The sequence below is a fragment of the Kitasatospora sp. NPDC127067 genome, from assembly GCF_042724755.1.
GTDB classification, from domain to species: Bacteria; Actinomycetota; Actinomycetes; order Streptomycetales; family Streptomycetaceae; genus Kitasatospora; species Kitasatospora lactacystinica.
On record NZ_JBHXEM010000133.1, the window covers coordinates 1 to 22,501 of the forward strand.

Annotated in this window: 19 protein-coding genes and 1 riboswitch; of the genes, 10 read left to right on the forward strand and 9 right to left on the reverse strand. The window is 74.0% G+C overall.

The features are described from left to right. Positions 1 to 340: 340 nt before the first annotated feature. Entirely contained in the window at positions 341 to 1,333 is a 993-nt protein-coding gene (locus ACFWJ4_RS34595; protein WP_380551407.1) for a peptidoglycan DD-metalloendopeptidase family protein, read from the reverse strand. Positions 1,334 to 1,335: 2 nt separating this feature from the next. Next, a riboswitch (cyclic di-AMP (ydaO/yuaA leader) is annotated at positions 1,336 to 1,536 on the reverse strand. Between the two features lie 291 nt (positions 1,537 to 1,827). Here ACFWJ4_RS34595 and ACFWJ4_RS34600 point away from each other — a divergent pair. Further along, complete coding sequence (locus ACFWJ4_RS34600) at positions 1,828 to 3,369, forward strand: MFS transporter (RefSeq protein ID WP_380551410.1); 1,542 nt, start codon at positions 1,828 to 1,830, stop codon at positions 3,367 to 3,369. Between the two features lie 7 nt (positions 3,370 to 3,376). On the opposite strand, the gene purB is transcribed toward ACFWJ4_RS34600, so the two are convergent. Continuing rightward, on the reverse strand, positions 3,377 to 4,816 hold the full coding sequence (purB, locus tag ACFWJ4_RS34605; RefSeq protein ID WP_380551413.1) for an adenylosuccinate lyase: 1,440 nt from the start codon (positions 4,814 to 4,816) through the stop codon (positions 3,377 to 3,379). A 109-nt stretch (positions 4,817 to 4,925) separates the two neighbouring features. Here purB and ACFWJ4_RS34610 point away from each other — a divergent pair, with 109 nt between their 5' ends. Further along, entirely contained in the window at positions 4,926 to 7,055 is a 2,130-nt protein-coding gene (locus ACFWJ4_RS34610) for a HelD family protein (RefSeq protein ID WP_380551416.1), read from the forward strand. 49 nt (positions 7,056 to 7,104) lie between these two features. Here ACFWJ4_RS34610 and ACFWJ4_RS34615 read toward each other — a convergent pair whose 3' ends face one another. From ACFWJ4_RS34615 to ACFWJ4_RS34625, 3 genes are all read right to left on the reverse strand, one after another. Then, positions 7,105 to 7,560, reverse strand: a complete 456-nt coding sequence (locus ACFWJ4_RS34615) for a MarR family transcriptional regulator (protein WP_359907818.1) — start codon at positions 7,558 to 7,560, stop codon at positions 7,105 to 7,107. Positions 7,561 to 7,641: 81 nt separating this feature from the next. Further along, on the reverse strand, positions 7,642 to 8,058 hold the full coding sequence (locus ACFWJ4_RS34620) for a DUF3037 domain-containing protein (protein WP_359907821.1): 417 nt from the start codon (positions 8,056 to 8,058) through the stop codon (positions 7,642 to 7,644). Then, positions 8,055 to 8,810: a HipA family kinase gene (locus ACFWJ4_RS34625; protein WP_380551419.1), complete on the reverse strand. Its 756-nt coding sequence runs from the start codon at positions 8,808 to 8,810 to the stop codon at positions 8,055 to 8,057. Before ACFWJ4_RS34625 ends, ACFWJ4_RS34620 begins: the two co-directional genes overlap by 4 nt. A gap of 203 nt (positions 8,811 to 9,013) precedes the next feature. Here ACFWJ4_RS34625 and ACFWJ4_RS34630 point away from each other — a divergent pair, with 203 nt between their 5' ends. Further along, positions 9,014 to 10,372: an NAD(P)/FAD-dependent oxidoreductase gene (locus ACFWJ4_RS34630; protein WP_359907826.1), complete on the forward strand. Its 1,359-nt coding sequence runs from the start codon at positions 9,014 to 9,016 to the stop codon at positions 10,370 to 10,372. Between the two features lie 79 nt (positions 10,373 to 10,451). Here the strand turns inward: ACFWJ4_RS34630 and ACFWJ4_RS34635 are convergent, their stop codons facing one another. Next, entirely contained in the window at positions 10,452 to 11,651 is a 1,200-nt protein-coding gene (locus ACFWJ4_RS34635; protein ID WP_380551422.1) for a GDSL-type esterase/lipase family protein, read from the reverse strand. Between the two features lie 273 nt (positions 11,652 to 11,924). Next, a complete protein-coding gene (locus tag ACFWJ4_RS34640; protein ID WP_380551425.1) occupies positions 11,925 to 13,262 on the reverse strand; it encodes an aminotransferase class I/II-fold pyridoxal phosphate-dependent enzyme in 1,338 nt (445 codons plus the stop codon). Positions 13,263 to 13,296: 34 nt separating this feature from the next. Here ACFWJ4_RS34640 and ACFWJ4_RS34645 point away from each other — a divergent pair, with 34 nt between their 5' ends. The 6 genes from ACFWJ4_RS34645 to ACFWJ4_RS34670 all read left to right on the forward strand — a co-directional run bounded on the left by ACFWJ4_RS34645 (position 13,297) and on the right by ACFWJ4_RS34670 (position 19,026). Beyond that, positions 13,297 to 13,968: a pyridoxamine 5'-phosphate oxidase family protein gene (locus ACFWJ4_RS34645; protein ID WP_380551428.1), complete on the forward strand. Its 672-nt coding sequence runs from the start codon at positions 13,297 to 13,299 to the stop codon at positions 13,966 to 13,968. A gap of 14 nt (positions 13,969 to 13,982) precedes the next feature. Then, a complete protein-coding gene (locus ACFWJ4_RS34650) occupies positions 13,983 to 14,732 on the forward strand; it encodes an FMN-binding negative transcriptional regulator (RefSeq protein WP_380551431.1) in 750 nt (249 codons plus the stop codon). A gap of 117 nt (positions 14,733 to 14,849) precedes the next feature. Next, a complete protein-coding gene (locus ACFWJ4_RS34655; RefSeq protein ID WP_380551434.1) occupies positions 14,850 to 16,262 on the forward strand; it encodes a sugar porter family MFS transporter in 1,413 nt (470 codons plus the stop codon). Positions 16,263 to 16,319: 57 nt separating this feature from the next. Next, a complete protein-coding gene (locus ACFWJ4_RS34660; RefSeq protein WP_380551437.1) occupies positions 16,320 to 17,021 on the forward strand; it encodes a dienelactone hydrolase family protein in 702 nt (233 codons plus the stop codon). Between the two features lie 108 nt (positions 17,022 to 17,129). After that, the gene (locus ACFWJ4_RS34665; RefSeq protein WP_380551440.1) at positions 17,130 to 18,398 is read left to right on the forward strand and encodes an MFS transporter; all 1,269 of its coding nucleotides are present in this window, start codon (positions 17,130 to 17,132) and stop codon (positions 18,396 to 18,398) included. Between the two features lie 100 nt (positions 18,399 to 18,498). Next, positions 18,499 to 19,026 carry an HAD domain-containing protein gene (locus ACFWJ4_RS34670; protein ID WP_380551443.1) on the forward strand — a complete coding sequence of 176 codons (528 nt, stop codon included), beginning with the start codon at positions 18,499 to 18,501 and terminating at the stop codon, positions 19,024 to 19,026. Here ACFWJ4_RS34670 and ACFWJ4_RS34675 read toward each other — a convergent pair. Beyond that, positions 19,004 to 19,792, reverse strand: coding sequence for a CPBP family intramembrane glutamic endopeptidase (locus ACFWJ4_RS34675; protein WP_380551446.1), 789 nt, complete (start codon positions 19,790 to 19,792; stop codon positions 19,004 to 19,006). The two genes, ACFWJ4_RS34670 and ACFWJ4_RS34675, sit on opposite strands and share 23 nt — an antisense overlap. Before the next feature lie 107 nt (positions 19,793 to 19,899). Beyond that, complete coding sequence (locus tag ACFWJ4_RS34680; protein ID WP_359907854.1) at positions 19,900 to 21,405, reverse strand: glutamate--cysteine ligase; 1,506 nt, start codon at positions 21,403 to 21,405, stop codon at positions 19,900 to 19,902. 379 nt (positions 21,406 to 21,784) lie between these two features. On the opposite strand from ACFWJ4_RS34680, the gene ACFWJ4_RS34685 reads away from it, so the two are divergent. Next, positions 21,785 to 22,357 carry a hypothetical protein gene (locus ACFWJ4_RS34685; protein ID WP_380551449.1) on the forward strand — a complete coding sequence of 191 codons (573 nt, stop codon included), beginning with the start codon at positions 21,785 to 21,787 and terminating at the stop codon, positions 22,355 to 22,357. Positions 22,358 to 22,501 lie beyond the last annotated feature (144 nt).

A 22,501-nucleotide genomic window follows, 5' to 3' on the forward strand; every position in this document is an offset into this window, starting at 1 on the left:
ACGAGTCTGTCCCACCGCTGGGCGCGCGGGCCCCCCCCCGCGCGGGGGCCGCGGCCCGGCGGGTGGGGTGTTGTTCCGGCCGCGTCCGACGGGCCCACCCACGACCCGGAACCCGCCGGACGGCCGGGGCACGACCGGACGGGCCAGGAAACGGCAGCGGCCGGCCCGGCCGCACGAGGAGGTCCTCGAGCGGCCGGGCCGGCCTGGGCGTGTCCCGCGCCCATGTCCGCCGTGCGGCGATCACCCGGTCGAGCGGTCACCCGACATGACCATCCCGGAGGATCGATTCGCCCCGCAGCAGCGGTGGTTCCGAAAACCCTCGAGGCTCAGCGGCCCCGGGTCAGAGCGCGACGCCGTGCGCGCGCAGGTAGGCGACCGGGTTGATGTCCGAGCCGTACTCCGAGCCGTTGCGGATCTCGAAGTGCAGGTGCGGGCCGGTCACGTTGCCGGTGGCGCCGGAGAGGCCGATCTGCTGGCCGACGGTGACGGCCTGACCGATCCTCACGCCGATCGAGGAGAGGTGCGCGTACTCGGCGTAGTGGCCGTCGGCGAGCTTGATCTCGACCTCGTTGCCGTAGGCGCCGCCGTTGCCGGCCTTGACCACGACGCCGTTGGCGACGGCGCGCAGCGGGGTGCCGGTGGAGGCGACGAAGTCCTGGCCGGTGTGGTGGCCGGAGGCCCACATCGAGCCGGCCACGCCGTAGGCGGTGCCGAGCTTCGGGTTGGCCAGCGGGGCGACGAAGCCGGAGGTGGCGGCGGCGACCGGAGTGGCGGTCACGACCGCGGCCGGAGCGGCGACCTGCAGCTGGGTCTGGAGCTGGGCGGAGGGCTTGGCGGCCTCGGTCTTCACCTGGACCTGGGCCTGCGGCTTGGCGGCCTGGGTCGCCGGGGCGGCCGGCTGGGCGGGCTTCGCCGGGGCGGCCGGCTTGGCCGGGGCGGCATCGGCGGCCGGCGCGGCGGCGTGGCCCGACAGTGCGAGCTGCTGGCCCGGGAAGATCAGGTTCGGGTTGGCGCCGACGACCGAGCGGTTCTGCTCGTACAGCGCGTGCCAGCCGCCCTCGACGTTCTTGGCGTCGGCGATCTTGGACAGGGTGTCGCCGCTGACGACGCGGTAGCTCTCCTGCGCGGCCGGGGTGGCCGGGGCAGCGGCCGGCGCGGCCGACTTGGCGTCCGTGGAGGCGGCGGCCTGCGCGGCCGGGGCGGCCGGAACGGTGTGGGCCTGGGCGCTCACCGCGGTGACGAGCGGGAGGGCGAAGGAGACACCGGTGACGGCGGTCGCGATGCCGATACGGGCGGCGCGGGGCAGGGCGATACGACGAGCCTGAGCAGGCATGGAATTTTCCTCTCCGACGCCTGCGAGGTGAGCTGTCGGGTTCGGGCTGGAGTTGCCCGGCCGCATGCGCGGCTTCACCCCTAGCCGGTCCTGGACGCCCGCGCCCTGAGGCGCGAACTCCGGTCCGGCGACTTACCTGTGGGTCCCCCGCTCCTGCCGTACAGAGTTCGTTTCGAACCACCGGGCAGCGGCAGGACTCGGCGTTCCACCCGGGGGATCCGTCCGGACTGGCCGGGCGGTCGCTGAACTAAAACCCATCCGTTCGGGTGAAGCAATGTCGATCTCTTGAAAGGGCAACCATCTCCCCCGTTCCGGTAACCCTCCGCAGACCGGACCCCACGGTGCGTACACAACCCATTCACCCCCCGCCACTGATCCACGACCCTGCGCCGAGATCGGCGACGGAACGCAGCCACCCGTTCACGTACCGCCGACCGTCAACACACCCACCGGTGACCCTTGTCACGTGCGCCCCGGCAGCGCAGGATTCGCCCGTGGCCACCTCCGAGGCCGGCACCCTGCGCCTGGGCACCGCGCAGGGTCGCTGGGTACTACTGGCGACCGTGCTCGGCTCCAGCATGGCGATGCTCGACGGCACCGTGGTGAACGTCGCCCTGCCCCGGATCGGCGCCGACCTCGGCGCCTCCCTGGCGTCCCTGCAATGGACTCTGAACGCCTATCTGCTCACCCTGGCGGGCCTGATCCTGCTCGGCGGCGCGCTCGGCGACCGGTACGGGCGGCGCAAGGTCTTCCTGATCGGCGTGGTCTGGTTCGCCATCGCCTCCGCGGCCTGCGCCGCGGCGCCGAACATCCACGTGCTGATCGCCGCCCGCGCCGTCCAGGGCATCGGCGGGGCGCTGCTCACCCCCGGCTCGCTCGCCATGCTCCAGGCCGTCTTCCACCCCGACGACCGCTCGGCCGCGGTCGGGCTCTGGTCAGGCCTCGGCGGGGTGTCCGCCGCGATCGGCCCCTTCCTCGGCGGCTGGCTGGTGGACGGCCCCGGCTGGCGCTGGATCTTCCTGTTGAACCTGCCGCTCGCCGCCGCCGTGATCGCGGTGACCACCCGGTCGGTGCCGGAGACCCGGGACGAGGCCGCCACCGGCCGCTTCGACGTGCTCGGCGCCGTGCTCGCCGCCCTCGCGCTCGGCGCGATCACCTACGCGCTGACCGCGGCCGGCGAGGGCCTGTCCCCGGCGGTCTGGGTCAGCGGGGTGATCGGGGTGGTGCTCGGCGTCGCCTTCGTGGCCGTCGAGCGCCGGGCGCCCGAACCGATGCTGCCGCTCGGGCTGTTCTCCTCCCGGCTGTTCACCGCGGTGAACCTGGTCACCCTGTGCGTGTACGCGGCGTTCAGCGGCGTCTTCTTCCTGCTGGTGGTGCAGCTCCAGATCGTGTCCGGGTTCTCGCCGCTGGTCTCGGGCTTCGCCCTGGTGCCGATCACCGTGCTGATGCTGGCGCTGTCCGCGCGCGCCGGGCGCCTCGGCAAACGGATCGGCCCGCGCGTCCCGCTGACCGTCGGCCCCCTGCTGTGCGCCGCCGGGGTGCTGCTGATGCTGCGCATCGGCCCCGGCTCCTCGTACTGGGTGGACGTGCTGCCCGCCGTCACGGTGCTGGGCTGCGGGATGACGCTGCTGGTCGCGCCGCTGACGGCGACCGTGCTGGCCGCCGTCGAGGTCCGGCACGCCGGCATCGCCAGCGGGGTCAACAACGCCGCCGCCCGCGCGGCCGGCCTGCTCGCGGTGGCCGCCCTGCCGGCGCTGGCCGGGCTGAGCGGCGACGCCTACCGGGTGCCCTCCGCGGTCGACTCCGCCTTCCACACCGCGATGCTGATCTGCGCGGGCCTCCTGGTGGCCGGCGGGCTGATCGCGGCCGCGACCGTACGGGGCAATGTGCTCGCCCCCGAGGAGCAGTCGGTGGCCGAGCCGAACTGCGACTGGCCGTGCGGACCGACCGCCCCGCCGCTCGACCCCGGCCACGTCCCCACGACGCGCGAGGGCCCCGCCACCGGTCCGGCGGCAGGGCCCTCGACTCTGAACTGACCGAACGTCAGAGGATGTCGGCCGGCGCGTACTTGGCGGCCTCCGGGTAGGCGGCCGCGACGGCCTCCACCTGGCGGACGACCTCGGCGACCTGGGCACCGGCCGCGCCGGTGAAGGACAGCCGGTCGGCCAGCAGCGCGTCCAGTGCGGCCCGGTCCAGCGGGATCCGCTCGTCGGCGGCCAGCCGGTCCAGCAGCTCGTTCTCCCGGGCGCCCGCGCGCATCGCCAGCGCGGAGGCGACGGCGTGCTCCTTGATGACCTCGTGCCCGGTCTCCCGGCCGACGCCCGCGCGCACCGCGCCCATCAGCACCTTCGTGGTGGCGAGGAACGGCAGGTAGCGGTCCAGCTCGGCCTCGATCACGGCGGGGAAGGCGCCGAACTCGTCGAGGACGGTCAGGAAGGTCTCCAGCAGGCCGTCGAAGGCGAAGAACGCGTCCGGCAGCGCGACCCGGCGCACCACCGAGCAGGAGACGTCGCCCTCGTTCCACTGGTCGCCGGCCAGCTCGCCGGTCATCGAGGCGTAGCCGCGCAGGATGACGGCCAGGCCGTTGACGCGCTCGCAGGAGCGGGTGTTCATCTTGTGGGGCATCGCGGAGGAGCCGACCTGGCCCTCCTTGAAGCCCTCCGTGACCAGCTCGTGGCCGGCCATCAGGCGGATGGTCTTGGCCAGGCTGGACGGCGCGGCGGCCAGCTGGACGAGGGCGGTGAGCACCTCGAAGTCCAGCGAGCGCGGGTAGACCTGGCCGACGCTGGTCAGCACGTTGTCGAAGCCGAGGTGCCCGGCGACCCGGCGCTCCAGCTCGGCCAGCTTGTCGGTGTCGCCGCCGAGCAGGTCCAGCATGTCCTGGGCGGTGCCGACCGGGCCCTTGATCCCGCGCAGCGGGTAGCGGGCGATCAGCTCCTCCAGGCGGCGGAAGGCGACCAGCAGCTCGTCGGTGATCGACGCGAACCGCTTGCCCAGGGTGGTGGCCTGCGCGGCCACGTTGTGCGAGCGGCCGGCCATGACCAGCTCGGAGTGCTGGGCGGACAGCTTGGCCAGACGCACCAGGACGGCCACCGTGCGGTCGCGCACGTGCTCCAGGGACTGGCGGATCTGGAGCTGCTCGACGTTCTCGGTCAGGTCCCGGGAGGTCATTCCCTTGTGGATCTGCTCGTGCCCGGCGAGGTCGCTGAACTCCTCGATCCGGGCCTTGACGTCGTGGCGGGTGACCCGCTCACGGGCGGCGATCGAGCCGAGGTCGACCTGGTCGATCACCCGCTCGTAGTCGGCGACGGCGGTGGCCGGCACCTCGACGCCGAGGTCCTGCTGGGCCTTCAGGACGGCGAGCCACAGGTGGCGCTCGAGGACCACCTTGTGCTCGGGGGACCACAGCTGGGCCAGGGTCGCCGAGGCGTACCGGGAGGCCAGGACATTGGGGATCTGGGGCTTCGCGCTCACGCTTCGCAAGAGTAACAGCCGAGGTCACGCCGAACGTCGGCGGCCGGGGTAGGCTGGGTCAATTGAGCGCCTTTCAAATGACGCACCACAACCTTCTCACCGCAAGGATACCACACCGATGAGCGAACATCCAGTGGTCGCGGGAAACCCCGGCGACGCCCTCACCGCGGCCCTGCGCACCGAGCAGGCCCGCCTCACCCGGCTCTACTCCCGGCTCGACACGGTGCGCGAACGGGCCCGCCGCACCGCCGACGGCGCCCACGACGGAGCCGCCCCCGGCGGCACCCACCAGGCCCGGCTGGAACGCGAGGTGCGCGCCCGCGAGGCCGCCCGCCACGCGGCCCGGCTGGACGCGGTCGAACGCGGCCTGTGCTTCGGCCTCCTCGACGAGCGCGACGGCACCGTCCACTACATCGGCCGCACCGGCCTGACCGACGACGCGTACGAACCGCTGCTGCTCGACTGGCGCACCCCGGCCGCCCGCCCCTTCTACACCGCGACCCCCGCCCGTCCGGGCCCGGTCGTGCGCCGCCGCCACCTGCACACCCGGGGCCGCACCCTCACCGGGCTGGACGACGAGGCGCTCGACCTCGCCGGGCTGGACGAGTCCGGCCGGCGCGGCCTGGTCGGCGAGGCCGCACTGCTCGCCGCCCTCGGCCGCGAGCGCACCGGCCGGATGGGCACCGCCGTCGCCACCATCCAGGCCGAGCAGGACCGGGTGATCCGCTCCCCGCTGCCCGGCGCCCTGGTGGTCCAGGGCGGCCCCGGCACCGGCAAGACGCTGGCCGCCCTGCACCGCGCCGCCTACCTGCTGTTCACCCACCGCGCCGCACTGGAGCGCCGGGGCGTGCTGGTGATCGGCCCCAACCCCGGCTTCCTGCGGTACATCGACCAGGTGCTGCCCGCCCTCGGCGAGACCGAGGTGGTACTGCGCACCGTCGGCGAGCTCCTCCCCGGCGTCACCGCCACCCGCACCGACGCGCCCGCCGCCGCCCTGGCCAAGGGCGGCCCCTGGATGGCCGGGGTGCTCCGCCGCGCCCTGGCCGCCCACCAGACGGCCCCCGCCGACGGCCTGGACCTCGGCGACGGGCTGCGGGTCTCCGCCCGGGCCTGCGCCGAGGCCCGGGACGCCGCCCGAGGCCTGCGGGTGCCGCACAACCGGGCCCGCGGCTTCTACCTGAGCACCCTGCTCGACGCCCTCGCCATCGCCCAGGCACTCGCCCTCGGCCGCCCGTACGACGACGAGGAGGCCCACTACGCCCCGCGCGAGCTGTGGGAACGGCCGGACGTCCGCGCCGCGCTCGACCCGCTCTGGCCCCGGCTCACCGCCCGGCAACTGCTCGAACGACTGCTCACCGACCGGGAGTTGCTCACCGAAACGGCCCCCGACCAGGCATCCGCCCTGCTCCGCCAGCCCGGGTCGGACTGGACGGTCGAGGACGTCCCACTGCTCGACGAGGCCGCCGAACTCCTCGGCACGGCACGGGAATCCACCCCGACCGACAACGACCCGGACGAACTCGCCTTCGCCCAGGGCGTGCTGACCATCACCGGGCAGACCGACGACGCCCTGCTGGACTCCGCCGCCCTCGCCGAGCGCTTCCGTGACAACGGCCCGTACCGCTCCACCGCCGAACGCGCCGCCGCCGACCGCACCTGGGCGTACGGCCACGTCGTCGTGGACGAGGCGCAGGAGCTGTCCGCGATGGCCTGGCGCGCCGTCCTGCGGCGCGTCCCGACCAGCTCGCTCACCATCGTGGGAGACCTCGCCCAGACCGGATCGCCCGCCGGCGCCCGCAGTTGGGCCGACATGCTCGACCCGCACCTGCCCGGCCGCTGGCGCGAGGAACGGCTGACCGTCAACTACCGCACGCCGGAGCCCGTCATGGCCCTCGCCACCGCCGTGCTGCGCACCGCCCTGCCCGACCACCGGCCGCCCGAGTCCATCCGCCCGGGCACCGAGCGGCCCCGCGCCGTCCCCGTCCCGGACGGCGACTTCGCCGCGGCGCTCACCCGGCTGACCGGCGGCCCGGGCACCCTGGGCGTGATCGCCCCGGACACCCTGGCGGCCGAGCTGGACGCGCTCACCGTCGCGGACGCCAAGGGGCTGGAGTTCGACGCGGTGGTCGTCGTCGAGCCGGCCGGACTCGCCCCGCGCGACCTCTACGTCGCCCTGACCCGGACCACCCGCTCACTCACCCTGCTCCACCACCGGCCGCTGCCACCGGAACTCGCCGGGCTGCTCTGACCGGGACGGCGCGCGGGCGGCGCGGGCGGCGCGTTCTCTTCTGCGCGCGCTACTGCGCGCCGCCCGTACGGCCGGCCAGCACCGGCAGCACCTGGGCGCAGATGGAGTGCAGCGCGATCCGCTGCTCGTCGTCCATCGCCTCGAAGGCCTGGTGGGTCCGGGCCATCTCGCCGCGGATGCGGTTGAGGATCTCCCGGCCCTCGGCCGTGATCACCACGATCTTCACCCGGCGGTCACCGGCCGCCGCCTCCCGGTTGGCCAGACCCAGCGACTCCAGCCGGTCCACGATCCCGGTGACGTTCGACGCGTCACAGCCCAGCCGGCCGGCCAGCGCCCGCATCGGCACCGGCTCCTGCACCGCGCCCAGCGCCTTGGCCTGCGAGGAGGAGAGCCCGTGCCGGGCCGCGGCCGCCGCGAAGTCCTGGAAGTACGCGGCACCGACGGCGGCCAACGCCTCCATCAACTCGGCGTTGGTCGGTACGGTCGTCGTCGCTGTCGAACCCATGGGGCCAGCGTACGGCCAGGTGCTTCAGTATCTCAAGCTTTGACCAGGGCAACCGTCGACGAACCGCCCCGGCCCCCGGTGTCAGAGCACCAACTGGTCGAACAACCGCCGCAGCTCCGCCTCCGGATCCGCGGTCAGCCCGGTGTGCACGGGCCCCGGCTGGACGATCGCACTGCGCGGCGCGGTCAGCCAGCGGAACCGCTGCCCGGGGCTGTCCCCCGCCGCCGGACCGGCCTGCGGCCCGCCGTGGCAGACCGCCTCGATCCCGTGCAGCGCCCGCCGCACGCCCTGGACGTCCGCCACCGGGTCCAGCGCCAGCAGCCGGGCCTGGTCCAGATGGGTACGGGCCGCCAGGTGCGAGCTCTGCCGGCAGTACAGCAGCACCCCGACGTTGACGCACTCGCCGCGCTCGACCCTCGGCACCGCGCGGATCACGGCGTACTCGTAGTCGTGCAGTTCGACGGTGGCCGGCAGCGCGGACAGCGCGGGCTCGGTCATGCGGGCACCTCCGGCAGCCAGTCGCGCGGACCGGCCAGTCGCTCGGTCAGCTGGGCACGGTACGCGGCGCGCACCTCGTCGGGCGAGTCGAAGCCGAACTCGTCCACCAGCCAGACCTCGGGGATCTGCGCCACCGCGCCCTCGATCGCCGCCTCGGCGAGCGGCGCGAGCGCCTTGTCGGCCGCCGCCACGTCCGGCCGGGCCCGCAGCAGCGCGTGGTCGGAGGCGTCGTACGGACGGCGGACCCAGGAGGCGGCGCCCGGCCAGTTGTGGTGGAAGATCAGGCTCGCGCCGTGGTCGATCAGCCGCAGCCCACCGGTGGCCACCAGCAGGTTGGGGTTGCGCCAGGAGCGGTCGACGTTGCCGATCAGCGCGTCGAACCAGAGCACCTGCCCGGCGAGCTCCGGCTCCACCTCGAAGCAGAGCGGGTCGAAGTTGAGCGCGCCGCTGACGAAGGCCATCCCGAGGTTGGTCCCGCCGCTGGCCCGCATCTGGTCCTGGACCTGGTGGTCCGGCTCGCTGCGCGCGAGCACCGGGTCCAGGTCGATCGTCACCAGCTCCGGCACCGGCAGCCCGAGCCGCCGACCGAGTTCCCCGGCCAGCACCTCCGCGACCAACGCCTTGCGGCCCTGCGCCGCACCGACCCATTTCAGCGCGTACAGCCGCCGATCGTCGGCCTCGACCAGGCCCGGCATCGAGCCGCCTTCTCGCAGTGGCGTCACGTACCGGATCGCCGTCACCTCGGGTAGCACGGCCGACAGCCTATCGGTGTCACCGCCCCACCCGCTCCGACCCCACCGCCGCGCCGCCGCTCTCCCCCACCCGCCCCGCTGCTCCCCCACCGCCGCACCGCCGTTCTCCCCCACCCCCACGGCCCCACCCCGGTGGCAGCCCCCGCTGCTCCGTGCGAGTGTGGCGGACAGTAATGGGGACCTTCACGGCAAAGGGATGAGCGATGGAACGACCTCGGATCCTGATCGTGGGCGGTGGCTTCGCCGGCCTGGAGTGCGCCCGCCGACTCGAACACAAGCTGTCACCGTCGGAGGCCGAGATCTCGCTGGTCACGCCGTTCAGCTACCAGCTCTACCTCCCCCTCCTCCCCCATGTCGCGGCCGGCGTCCTGACCCCGCAGTCCGTGGCCGTCTCCCTGCGCCGCTCGCTGCGCCGCACCCACATCGTCCCCGGCGGGGCCATCGGCGTGGACCCGGCCTCCAAGGTGTGCGTCGTCCGCAAGATCACCGACGAGGTGGTCGCGCAGAAGTACGACTACCTGGTGCTCTCCCCCGGCAGCGTCACCCGCACCTTCGACATCCCCGGCCTCACCGACTACGCCCGCGGCATGAAGACGCTCGCCGAGGCGGCCTACGTCCGCGACCACGTGATCGCCCAGCTCGACCTCGCCTCCGCCACCCTGGACCAGAAGGAGCGCGAGTCCCGGCTCCAGTTCGTGGTCGTCGGCGGCGGCTACGCGGGCACCGAGACGGCCGCCTGCCTCCAGCGCCTGACCACCGCCGCCGCCCACCGCTACCCGCGCCTGGACGCCCGGCAGATCAAGTGGCACCTGATCGACATCGCCCCGAAGCTGATGCCGGAGCTGGGCGATCCGCTCGGCGAGGCCGCCCTGGAGGTGCTGCGCGAGCGCGGCATCGAGGTGTCGCTGGGCGTCTCGGTGGCCGAGGTCGGCGCCGAGACCGTCAAGTTCACCGACGGCCGGGTGCTCCCCTGCCGCACCCTGATCTGGACCGCCGGCGTGGCCGCGAGCCCGCTGATCGGCACCCTGGACGCCGAGACGGTCCGCGGCCGGCTCGCCGTGACGGCGGAGATGCGGGTGCCGCAGTTCGAGGGCGTGTTCGCGATCGGCGACGCCGCCGCCGTCCCCGACCTCGCCAAGGGCGACGGCGCGGTCTGCCCGCCGACCGCCCAGCACTCCGCCCGCCAGGGCCGCGCGGTCGCGAACAACCTGATCGCCTCGCTCCACGGCCGCCCCCTGGAGCCGTACTACCACAAGGACTTGGGCCTGGTCGTCGACCTCGGCGGCAAGGACGCGGTCTCCAAGCCGCTCGGCGTGGAGCTGCGCGGGGTGCCCGCCCAGCTGGTGGCGCGCGGCTACCACCTGATGGCGATGCGGACCAACGCGGCCAAGTTCCGGGTGGGCGCCAACTGGCTGCTCAACGCGACCGCCGGCGACGACTTCGTCCGCACCGGCTTCCTCGCCCGCCAGCCCGCCCGCCTGCAGGACTTCGAGTACACCGACGCGTACTTGACGAAGGACCAGGTCCGCGCGCACGCCCAGTCGCTGCTCGCCAAGGGCTGAGCGACGGCCGTACGGCGCCCCCGCGGCCGAGGCTGCGGGGGCGCCGTGTCACGCGGTCGGCGCGCCGTCGGGCGCGCGGTCACCGAGCGGTGAGGTACATCCCGCCCGCGTCCTGCCCGGCCGTGTTGCGGCACGCGTAGTCACCGCTCGGACGCGCCCACAGCAGCGTCAGGCAGCGCCCGACCGCCTGCTGGCCGTAGTAGTTGGGGTGCATCGACTCCTGCAGCACGCCCTGCGTGGAGTTGAGCCCGCCGTCCAGGAAGCGCGCCCACTCGCTGGTGGTCGCGGACGGGCCGGTGCTCGCGGTCGGCTGCTTGGTGGCCGTCGAGCAGACCTCGCGGCCCTGCAGCATGTCCGACAGGTCCAGGAACTGCGCGCCCTTGGCAGCGGCGACGCCCGCCAGCGCCCGCGAGATCTGCGGCACCATGGAGTCGCGGGCCCAGTCGGCGTCCCCGTCCCAGAACGGGCAGCCGCCGGTGTTGGAGCGGGTCCAGCCGCTCTCCGGGTAGCGCATCTCGGCGCCGCGCGGGATCGGCGACGGGTAGGACTGCAGCACCAGGCGGTAGTCCGACTGCGCGTAGCCGGCGTCGGCCATCACCGCGCGGACCTCGTCGACCGCCTTGCCGACCCCGGCCATCGCGGCGGGCATCCTGTCGTCGATCTGGGACTGCGCGGAGTAGTGGCAGTAGGAGTACCAGACCAGGTAGTCCTTCACGCAGGTGGAGATGACGTCCGAGAAGCCCAGGTCGTTGCCGCCGATCGACAGGGTGATCAGCTTGACGTTGTTCTGCCGTGCCACGGTGGCGAGTTGGTCGGCCTGCGGGGCCTCGCCCTTGAGCGACTGGCCGCCGTTGGAGGCGCGGAAGACGTTCGCGCTGACGGCTCCGGAGCAGGCCAGGTCGATCTCGTTCTGGGCCCCGGTCGAGGCGCTGAGCACCTCGGAGACGTCCGAGCGGTCGCATCCGCTCGCGGCGGTGGCGCCGTAGACCCGCGAGGCGTCGTACGCACTGCCGGTCCAGGCCCGGTCGGTGCCGTTGCGGCTGCCGCTGGTGCCCGCCGAGTTGCCCTTCCAGCGGCCGGCCTCGCCGGAGATGTAGCTGTCGCCGAGCGTGACGCTGGCGGTGGGCCCGGACGGCACGGCGGTCGGTGCGGCCGGTGCGGCGGAGGCCGGCGAGGCGACGGCCAGGCCCGCGACGACGAGCGGGAGCGCGAGGGCTGCGGCCAGCAGCCGCCGGCCGGGACGACGGGTACTGCGGGTGCTGCGGGTGTTGCGGGTCATGCTCGAACAGTTCTCGGGCACTGCGGAACTCCTGCGGCTCGATCCTCCCGAGGAATGGGGAACGGGAGGATGCCTGGGTGAGGGTGGGCCGCCGGCCGGTGGCGCGATGAAAGATGACATGCCCGCGCTCGCCACCGCTAGGCATCTGCGGGAGGTTTCCGCTTTTGTTACCGCCGGGTTCAGACCAGGCGGGCGGGCGACGACCGGATGCCGCCCGCGGTTCACGCCCGCCACACCTGCCCCACCCGGCCCACGGCGCACCGACCCACGGGCTCACACCAGCCGCGACCCGCCCCCGCCCGCCCCCAACACCGCCGCCAGGTCCTCCGCCAGCTCCCGCGCCTGCGCCGCCTCCAGCCGCGCCGTGGTGAACCGCAGCCCGGGCGGCGACTGGATCCGGTACCGCGCGCCGGGCGCCGCGACCCAGCCGCGCTGCACCAGGGCCGCCAGCACCGAGGTCTCGTCCGGCACCGGCACCCAGACGTTCAGTCCGCTCCGCCCGTGCGCCGCGATCCCACGGGCCGCCAGCTCGCCCAGCAGCGCGTCGCGCCGGGCCCGGTACGCGGCGGCCACCCGGTCCGCCGGCGCGGCGTCGCCGCGCCACAGCTCCGCGACGGTGCGCTGCAGCAGGTGGCTGACCCAGCCGGCGCCCAGCCGCATCCGGCCCGCCACCCGCCCGATCGTCTCCGCGTCGCCGACCGCCACCGAGACCCGCAGGTCCGGCCCGTACGCCTTGGCCGCCGAGCGCACCACCGCCCAGTTCCGGGTGCCGGGGCCGACCAGCGGGTGGTACGGCTGGTCGACCATGCCGTGCCCGTGGTCGTCCTCGATCAGCAGCACCCCGGGGTGCTCGGCCAGTACGGCCCTCAGCGCCTCGGCCCGCCGCGCGGTGAGCGCCGCCCCGGTCGGGTTCTGCGCCCGACTGGTGACCACCACGGCCCGGACGCCCTCGGCCAGCGCGGCGGCCAGCGCCTCCGGCAGCGGGCCCTCGTCGTCCAGCCGGACGGGCACCTGCTTCAGGCCCAGCGCGGGCAGCAGGTCGAGCAGGCTGCCCCAGCCCGGGTCCTCGACGGCCACCGCGTCGCCGGGGCGCAGCCGGGCGCCGAGGATCCGTTCGATGGTGTCCAGCGAGCCGGAGGCGACGGCGATCGGGCCGCCGGGCAGGCCGTCGGCCTCGAAGGAGGCGCGGGCGAGTGCGAGCAGCTGCGGGTCGACGGCGGCGTGCCCGTACAGCACCGGGTCGGTGCGCGCGGCCTCGGCGGCGGCCGCGAGGGCCGGGGCGAGGTCGGGCAGCAGGGCCGGGTCGGGGTTGCCGGTGGACAGGTCGCGGGCGTGCGGCGGGACGGGGATGCGGATCTGGTCGCGCGGGGTGAGCGCGGGTCTGGGCAGGATGCGGCTGCCCTTGCGGCCGGCGGTCTCGATCACGCCGCGGTCGCGCAGCAGCCGGTAGGCCGCGGCGACGGTGTTGGGGTTGACGCCCAGTTCGGCGGCGAGGTCGCGCAGCGGGGGCAGAGCGGTTCCGGGGGCGAGTCGCCCGCTGCTCACGCCCTGCTCGATGTGGGCCGCGATTTCGCTGGCGCGTCGCCCCTTCAGCGGATAGTCTCCTAGCACAAAGCAAATTATGCACTAGTACGTAGAGGATGTCATGTCAGCCACCCCGGAAGGGTCGCCCAGCTACTCCCGCACCGCCAGGACCACCCCCACCCGCTACCGGGACCGGGCCACCTGGGAGCAGGAGGCGATCCACGCCATCCTCGACAGTGCCTACATCTGCCACCTCGGCTTCGTGGTCGACGGCGCCCCCGTGGTGCTGCCGACGATCTTCGCCCGGGTCGGCGGCCGGCTCTACGTCCACGGCTCCACCGGCAGCCGCCCGATGCGCAACGCCTCCGGCGAGCAGGGCATGCCGGTCTGCGTCACCGTCACCCAGGTCGACGCGCTGGTGCTGACCAAGTCCGCGTTCAACCACTCGGTGAACTTCCGCTCGGTGGTCGCCCACGGCACCGCGCACCAGGTCACCGACCCCGAGGAACTGGACGTCGCGCTCGCCGCCCTGGTCGACCACGCGATACCGGGGCGCTCCGCCGAGGTCCGTCCGGCCAACGCCAAGGAGCTCGCCGCCACCGCCGTCCTCCGGCTGGAGCTGGACGAGGTCTCGGCCAAGACCCGCGAGGACGGCGCCGACGACGACCCGGAGGACGCCGACCTGCCGTACTGGTCCGGCCTGATCCCGGTCACCGCGGTGCACGGCACCCCCGAGCCGCACCCCGGCACCACCGTCCCGCTCCCCGCGCACCTGCGCGGCTACCCCCGCTGACGGGAGGCGCACCCGTGCTGATCAGATCCTGGGACCGCGGCGACGAGGCCGAGTGGCGGGCCTGGCTCGCCGAGGGCCGCGACTTCGGCCTGCTCGCCGCCAACGGCGGCCCCGGCGAGGGCCCGGTGCTGGTCCCGACCCACTTCCTGCTGGACGTCGAACACGGCGAGATCCTGCTCCACCTCGCCGCGCCCAACCCGCTGCTGGCCGCCGTCCGGGCCGACCCGAAGGTCACCCTCGCGGTCACCGACGGCTACGCCTTCGCGCCGGGCCACTGGCGCGGCGCACCGGGCACACCCACCAGCTACTACGCCTCCGTCCACTTCCACTGCACCGCCGAGGTGGTGGAGTCCGCGGCCGGCAAGGCGGAGATCCTCAACCGCCAGCTGGCGCACTTCCAGCCGGAGACGCCGGAGGTCCGGGTGGTGCCCGGCGAGGGCGAGTTGGCCCGGCAGCTGCCCGGGCTGCGCGCGCTCCGGCTGACCGTCGACGAGGTGCGGGCCAAGTTCAAGTACGACGACAAGAAGCCGGCCGAGGCACAGTACGCGATCGCCGACCGGCTCGCCGAGCGCGCCGACGGCCCGGGGCGCGGCCGGGACCAGTACGCCGCCGCCCGCGCCCAGTTGCTCCGCCGTCACCGGCGGCGCACCGACGGGCCGCGCACCGCACCGCGGGGCCCCGCCGGCCCCCCGGACAACGCCCCGCGCTCCGACCTCCCGCGCACCACCGGACGGCGCACCGACGGGCCGCACGCCACCGGCTGACCCCGGATCACCCGGTCGGCCGCCAACTCGGGCAGGTCGGCCGCCGCGCTGCTCGAATGTGAGACGAGCCCTGCCCACTCGGCGTCGGAGCGGGCCCGTCGACCCCCGGGAGCGCGCGTGTCCTCAGTCAACAGCCAACGGGCGGCCGGTGAGGCCCACCTCGGCCACGTGGTGTTCATCTCGGCGGCCGCCGCCATGGGCGGCTTCCTGTTCGGCTACGACAGCGCGGTGATCAACGGTGCCGTGACGGGCATCCAGAAGCACTTCGCGGTGGGCCACGGCACCACCGCCTTCGTGGTGGCCATCGCCCTGCTCGGCTCGGCCCTGGGAGCGGTGCTCGCCGGCCGGCTCGCCGACCACCTCGGCCGGGTCCGCACGATGCTGCTGGCCGCCGCGCTGTTCGCGGCCAGCGGCATCGGCTCGATGTTCCCGCCGAACATCGAGACCCTCGCCGCCTGGCGCGTGGTCGGCGGCATCGCGATCGGCATCGCCTCGGTGATCGCCCCCACCTACATCGCCGAGGTCGCCCCGACCGCCTACCGCGGCCGGCTCGCCTCCTTCCAGCAGATGGCGATCGTGCTCGGCATCACCGTCTCCCAGCTCGCCAACTGGGCGCTCAACCAGGCCGCCGGCGGCGAGTCCACCAACCACCTCGGCGGCATCCAGGCCTGGCAGTGGATGCTCGGTGTCGAGGCCATCCCGGCCCTGGTGTACGGGCTGATGGCGCTCGCCATCCCGGAGTCGCCGCGCTTCCTGATCGCCGACCACCGCGAGGAGCAGGCCCGCAAGGTGCTGGCGGAGGTCGAGGGCGAGGGCGTGGACCTGGACGCCCGGGTGGCGGAGATCCGCTCGGTGCTGGAGTCCACCCACAAGCCCCGGCTCAAGGACCTGCTCGGCGGCCGCTTCGGCCTGCTGCCGATCGTCTGGGTCGGCATCGGCGCCTCGGTGTTCCAGCAGTTCGTCGGCATCAACGTGATCTTCTACTACTCGTCCTTCCTGTGGCAGTCGGTCGGCATCAACGAGTCCAACTCGCTGCTGATCAGCCTCTCCACCTCGATCATCAACGTGATCGGTACGGTGATCGCGATGGCCCTGGTGGACCGGATCGGCCGCAAGCCGCTCGCCCTGGCAGGCTCGATCGGCATGGCGGCCGCGCTGGGCACCGCCGCCTGGGCGTTCTCCTACCGGGAGGGCACCGGCAGCACCGCCACCCTGGACAACACCCACGCCACCGTCGCCCTGATCGCGGCGCACGTCTTCGTGCTCTGCTTCGCCTTCTCCTGGGGCGTGGTGGTCTGGGTCCTGCTCGGCGAGATGTTCCCCAACCGGATCCGCGCGCTGGCGCTGTCCGTCGCCGCCTCGGCGCAGTGGATCGCCAACTGGGCGATCACCGTCAGCTTCCCGGACCTCGCCGACTGGAACCTCTCGGCGACGTACGTCATCTACGCGGCCTTCGCCCTGCTCTCCATCCCGTTCGTGGTCTTCTGCATCAAGGAGACCAAGGGCCGTGCCCTGGAGGAGATGGGCTGACCCGGCCCGCCCCGCCGAACACCCGCCGCACGCGGCCCGACCCACCGAGAGGAAGCCATGCCTGACCAGGGCGGCTCCCGGCAGAACGTCACCTTCCCGAGCAACGGCCGTACCGCGCACGGCTACCTGGCCCGCCCGCCGCAGGGGGTCGGGCCGGGCCTGGTGGTGGTGCAGGAGTGGTGGGGGCTCACCTCGCACATCGCCGACGTGGCCGACCGCTTCGCCGCCGAGGGGTTCACCGTCCTGGCCCCCGACCTGTTCGGCGGCGCCACCACCCACGACGGCGCCGAGGCCGCCCGGTTCAAGCGCGAGCTCCCGGTCGACCGGGCGGTGGAGGACCTGGCCGGGGCCGTCGACCACCTGCTCGCCCTGGACGGCGTGGTCGGCGACGCGGTCGGCGTGGTCGGCTTCTGCATGGGCGGCGGCTTCGCCCTGCTGCTGGCCGCCCGGGCCGGCGACAAGGTGGCCGCCGTGGTCCCGTTCTACGGCCTGCCGCCCGATCCGGACTTCGACTACCGCGGACTGACCGCCCATGTGCTGGGCCACTTCGGCGAGTTGGACGGCTCGATCCCGATGGCCGCCGTGGACGAGGCGGCGATCCGGATCGGCGAGGCCACCGACGTCCGCCCGGAGATCCACTTCTACCCGGCCGGGCACGCCTTCATGAACGACGAGAACCTGATCGGCACCCACGACCCGCTCCAGGCCCGGATCGCCTGGCGCCGGACCCTCACCTTCCTCTGGGGCCACCTCGGCTGAGGGGGCCACCTCGGCCGATGGGGCCGTCTCAGCCGAAACCCCATGCTCCGGGCCTCCGGGCGGGTAAACCGGATGGACACCCGTACGGCCCCACGGCATAGTCTCCGGGTGCCGACCCCACTCCCGTCCCCGCGTCGCTTCGCCTGGGCGAGCCGCAACTTCCGCATCCAGACCGCCGCCACCGTGATCAGCGGCCTCGGCAACGCCGGCGCCCCCATCGCCACCGCCTTCGCCGTGCTCGGCACCGGCGGCACCACCACCGAGGTCGGCTACGTCACCGCCGCCCGGCTCGTACCCACCGTGCTGCTCATGGTGGTCGGCGGCACCCTCGCCGACCGGCTGCCGCGCCACCTGATCATGGTCGCCGCCAATGTGTTCAGCGGGGTCTCCCAGGCCGTCCTGGCCGCCCTGGTACTGACCGGGGAGGTCCGGCTCTGGCAGATGCTGGCGCTCTCCGCGGCCGGCGGGGCCGGCTACGCCCTCTACTCCCCCGCCTCCGGCGGCATGATCATGCAGGCCGTCCCGCAGGAGCACGCCGCCCGCGCCTTCGCGGTCTTCCGGATGGGCCTCAACGCCTCCCAGATCGGCGGCGCCGCCCTCGGCGGCGCCCTCACCGCCGCCGTCGGCCCCGGCTGGGTGCTCGCCCTGGACGCGCTGTGCTTCCTGGCCGCCGCCGTCCTCCGCTTCTTCCTGGAGCCGGAGCAGGGCCCCGCGTCCACCGGCAGCAGCATGCTGCGCGATCTGCGCGAGGGCTGGCGGGAGTTCGCCTCCCGCCGCTGGCTCTGGGTGATCGTGCTCCAGTTCTCCGTGCTGGTCGCCTGCATCAACGCGGTGGAGTCGGTGTACGGGCCGACCGCCGCCAAGGAGCGCCTCGGCGGCGCGGGCGCCTGGGGCCTGGCGATGTCCGCCTACGGCGTCGGCCTGGTGGCCGCCGGCGTGTTGATGACCCGCTGGCGACCCCGCCGGATCCTGCTGGTCGGCAACTGGGGGGTCTTCCTGTTCGGCGTGCCCGCCGTGGCCCTCGCCGCCGAGGTGCCGCTGCCGCTGCTGGTCGTCGCGATGTTCCTGTCCGGCGCCGGCGTCACCGTCTTCAGCGTCAACTGGATGGTGGCGCTCCAGCAGGAGATACCCGAGGAGATGTTCTCCCGGGTGTCCGCGTACGACGAACTCGGCTCCTACTCGCTGGCCCCGGTCGGCACGGCGCTGGCCGGCCCCGCCGCCGTGGCGCTCGGCCTGTCCGGCGCGCTCTGGGCGTGCGCCGTCGCCTGTCTGGTGCTCAGCGCGGTCGTCCTGCTGGACCCGCAGGTCCGCCGGCTGAGCCGTCGGGGCACGTCGGACGCACCGGTGCCCGTCGGCGAGCCCGCGCCCACCCCGTGAGCGCCCCGTGCGCCCCGCGTGCGCCCGCCCGCGGGCAACCGGAGGTGTGCGAGGGTCGTCCGAACAGGCAGGAAACACCACCGCATCCGAGGGGCCACCGGTGCCGAAGCCACTGCTGTTCCTGGACGTCGACGGCGTCCTGAACCCGGTCTGCCCGCACCCGGACGCCGGGTTCGACGCCCACACCCTGTTCGGCTACACCGTCCTGCTGTCCGCCCGGCACGGCGCCTGGCTGCGCGAGCTCGCCGGAACGTACGACCTGGTCTGGGCCACCACCTGGGAGGAGCACGCCAACACCCACATCGCCCCCGCGATCGGCCTGGACCCGCTCCCCGTGGTCACCTTCACCGGCTACGTCCCGCAGCCCGGCGACCCGCGCGTCCCGCTGATGGAGCTGTTCTCCGCCGCCAAGTGGGCCCCGCTGCTGCGCTACGCCGACGGCCGGCCGTTCGCCTGGGTGGACGACGTCATCCCACCGCGGCTGGTCCGCCGCTCCCAGTGGCGCCGGGACCGCCTGCTGCTGCCCGTCGACCCCGGCCAGGGCCTGGAACGCCGGCACGTCGACCGGCTGCTCTCCCGTCCGCCGCGCGGCCAGGCGCTCTCGCTCAAGGGGTCGGAAGCCAGCTGACGTGCCCGGCCAGCAGGGCGTACCCGACGAAGGCCACGGTGTCGATCAGCGCGTGCGCCGCCACCAGCGGCATCACCCGCCCCCAGCGCCGGTACAGCAGGCAGAACACCACGCCCATCACCATGTTTCCGATCAGCCCACCGACCCCCTGGTACAGGTGGTACGAGCCGCGCAGCACCGAACTCGCCACCACTGAGGCTGGCCACGACCACCCCAACTGCCCCACCCGGCGCAGCAGGTAGCCGAGGACGACGACCTCCTCCAGGATGGCGTTCTGCCAGGCCGACAGCACCAGCACCGGCACCCGCCACCACACGTCCGGCAGCCCGGACGGCGCCACCGTGAGGTTGTACCCGGCCGCCTGCGAGGCCAGGTAGAGCGCCAGCCCCGACCCGCCGATCGCGGCCGCGACGGCGGCGCCCCGCCCCAGGTCGCGCAGCTTCTGCCCGAGGTCGAAGCCCAGCACCCGCAGCGTGACGCCCTCGCGCACCAGCAGGTAGCCGACCAGCACCACCGGCATCAGCCCGCGCCCGATGTAGTACAGCTGCCAGACGAGGTCCAGCCAGGGCCGCCCGGGCGCCCGCGAGCCGTTCAGCGTGGCGACCTGCTGGCCGAGCTTGAGCGGTTCGGTGAGCGAGCCGGTGAAGCTGATCAGCGCGCTGATCCCGCTGGCCCCGAGGGAGAGGCCGAGGACGATCAGCAGTTCCGCGCCGAACAGCCGACGGGTGGGCTTCGCGGTCTCCGGCGCGGTCGGGACGGTGGTCACGGGGGCTCCAGCGGAGGGGCGGTCGCTCCGGCCGTCGGCCGACCGCCGGAGCGATCATCCTGACACAACCGCCGGGACGCCCCGGCGGGGAGGCGGGTTCCCGGGGGTCAGCCCACCGGCCAGGTGTGCACCGGTTCCCCGCCTCGCATGTGTTCGGCGTAGCGCCTGGTCATCGCCGCGAGCGCGGCCGGCCGGTCCATCCCGTACTGCTCGCGCAGCCGGTGGAAGGTCGCGACCTGCCAGGACGCGCCGTTGGCGCGGCGCAGGCAGCGCTGCTCGATGATGCCCAGGTAGCGGTCCCGGTCGGCGGGCTCCACGCCCCACTCGTCGAGGCCCTGGTGGGCCATCGGCAGCAGCTCGTTCAGCACCAGGTCGACGGCGGACACGGTCTGCAGCCCGCCGCCGCGCCCGGCCCGCCCGGAGCGCGGCCACTGGAACACCGCGTCGATGCCGTACCGGGCGCCCTGCTGGAAGTTCTCGTCCGCCCGTTCGAACGGGAGCCGGGTCCAGATCGGCCGGGGCTGCTCGGCGAGCACCCGCACCAGCCCGTAGTAGAAGGCGGCGTTGGCCAGGGTGTCGGCCACCGTGGGCCCGGCCGGCAGGGCCCGGTTCTCCACCCGCAGGTGCGCCACCCCGCCCGCGATGTCGTACACCGGGCGGTTCCAGCGGTAGATGGTGCCGTTGTGCAGCCGCATCTCGGCGAGCCTGGGCGCGCCGCCGGAGGCCAGAACCTTCAGCGGGTCCTCGTCGTCGCAGATCGGCAGCAGCGCGGGGAAGTACCGCAGGTTCTCCTCGAACAGGTCGTACGCCGAGTCCACCCAGCGCTCGCCGAACCAGGTGATGGGGCGCACGCCCTGCGCCTTGAGCTCCGCCGTACGGGTGTCACAGGCCTGCTGGAAGAGCACCGGACGGGTCTCCCGCCACAGCTCCCGCCCGAACAGGAACGGCGAGTTGGCGCCGAGCGCGAGCTGCGGCCCGCAGATCGCCTGGGCCGCGTTCCACACCGAGGAGAACCGCTCCGGGGTCACCTGGAGGTGCAGCTGGAGCGAGGTGGCGGCGGCCTCGGCCACCATGGTGATCGACTCCAGCTGGAGGCGCTCGACCCCCTCGATGTCCAGGGCGATGTCCTCGCCGCGGGCGGCCAGGATCTGGTCGCTGAGCAGGCTGTACCGCTGGTTGTGGCTCATCGCGTCGAGCCCGGTGTGGGCGTGTTCCAGGGTCGGCAGGATGCCCACCATGACGATCCGGGCGCCCGCCTCGGCCGCCCGCCGGTCGGCGTAGCGCAGCCCGGTGTCGATCTCCTCGCGCAGTTCCTCGAAGACGTGCCCGCAGAGCCGGTGCGGCGTGATGTTGACCTCGATGTTGAAGCGGCCCAGTTCGGTCTGGAAGTCGCTGGAGCCGATCGCGCTCAGCACCTGCGCGTTGTTCATGGCCGGCAGGCCCTGCTCGTCGGCCAGGTTGAGCTCGATCTCCAGGCCCATCACCGCCCGCGGCCGGTCGAAGCGGTCCTCGCGGAGCATCCGTCCGAGCGCTTCGAGACACGCGTGGAGCTTGCGCCGGTACAGCTGTCGGTCCGCCAGTTCCGCGCGAGTCGCCACGACCTTCTCGCCCACGGTCCCCTCCTCCAGAGCCACCCCGTCGAGCACCCGGTCGACCGACCGTGCAAGCATCATGCCCACCTCGAAGATCGATACCCGAATGCGCCTACTGGCTTGCATTGCAAGGCATCTGACGGAAAATCAGACGAACTGTGGACTTGCCCGGCGCCACAGCCTGTGATAAACAGATCACCCTGTGCATCTGTTCGAATTGGTACAGCGCTCCGGCCGGTCCGCCTCGCCCCGAAGGCCCTCGTCGACGGCGGCGACCGCGCCGGCACCGCGATCCTGCACAACCGGACACGGCCGGGCCCCCGTCACCGAAGACGCGTCGTCCGCCACGCCGGTATGCCGCACTCGCACGCCGATCTCGCTTGGAGAGGCGGACCCCGCCATGACTCTGCAAACCCCCCAGCCCCCGCCGAGCGCACTGCGCGCCGTCCTGGGCGCGCTCGACTCGGAGACCGCACTGCGCCAGCCCGCCGCCGCAGCACTGCGTCATCCGACCGGCCCGCTGCTCCCCGCCCACCCCCTCGCGGTGCACGTCCTGACCGGCGGGCGCCCGGAGCTCCCGGCCGCCCGCCGCACCGGCTGGCGCTTCCTGATCAAGGACGGCGCCGAGGTGGCCGCCGCCGCCGAGGTGGTGCAGAGCGCCGAGGGCCACACCTTCTCCCACTTCACCGCGGGCCCCTACCTCGACTCGACGGTCCGGGCGCTGCGCGAGGCCTGGCAGCTCACCCAGACCTCCCGGACCCGCCAACAGCCCCGGCTGCTGACGTTCCCCGGCCAGTACGCCACGGCGCTGTGGCTGCACAGCCCCGACGGCGACCCGGCCGCCGACCTGCTGATCCCGCTGGCCCCGGCCCCGCTCGGCGTCACCGCGCACCGCGCCTGCCCGGCCGCCGAACTGCTGCCGCTGCTCGCCCGCGCCCCGCTCGCCAGGCCGCTGCTGCTCGGCTCCTCCTGACCCACCGACGCCCCCTCGGGCCGCCGGGCCCACCCCCCCGGCGGCCCGAGGCCCGACCCCCGCGCCCCCACGGCGGCCCCCGGGCCCCGGGCCGGCCGGCCCCCCCCCCCCCCCGGGGCCACCCCCCAAACGCGGCCCCCCCTC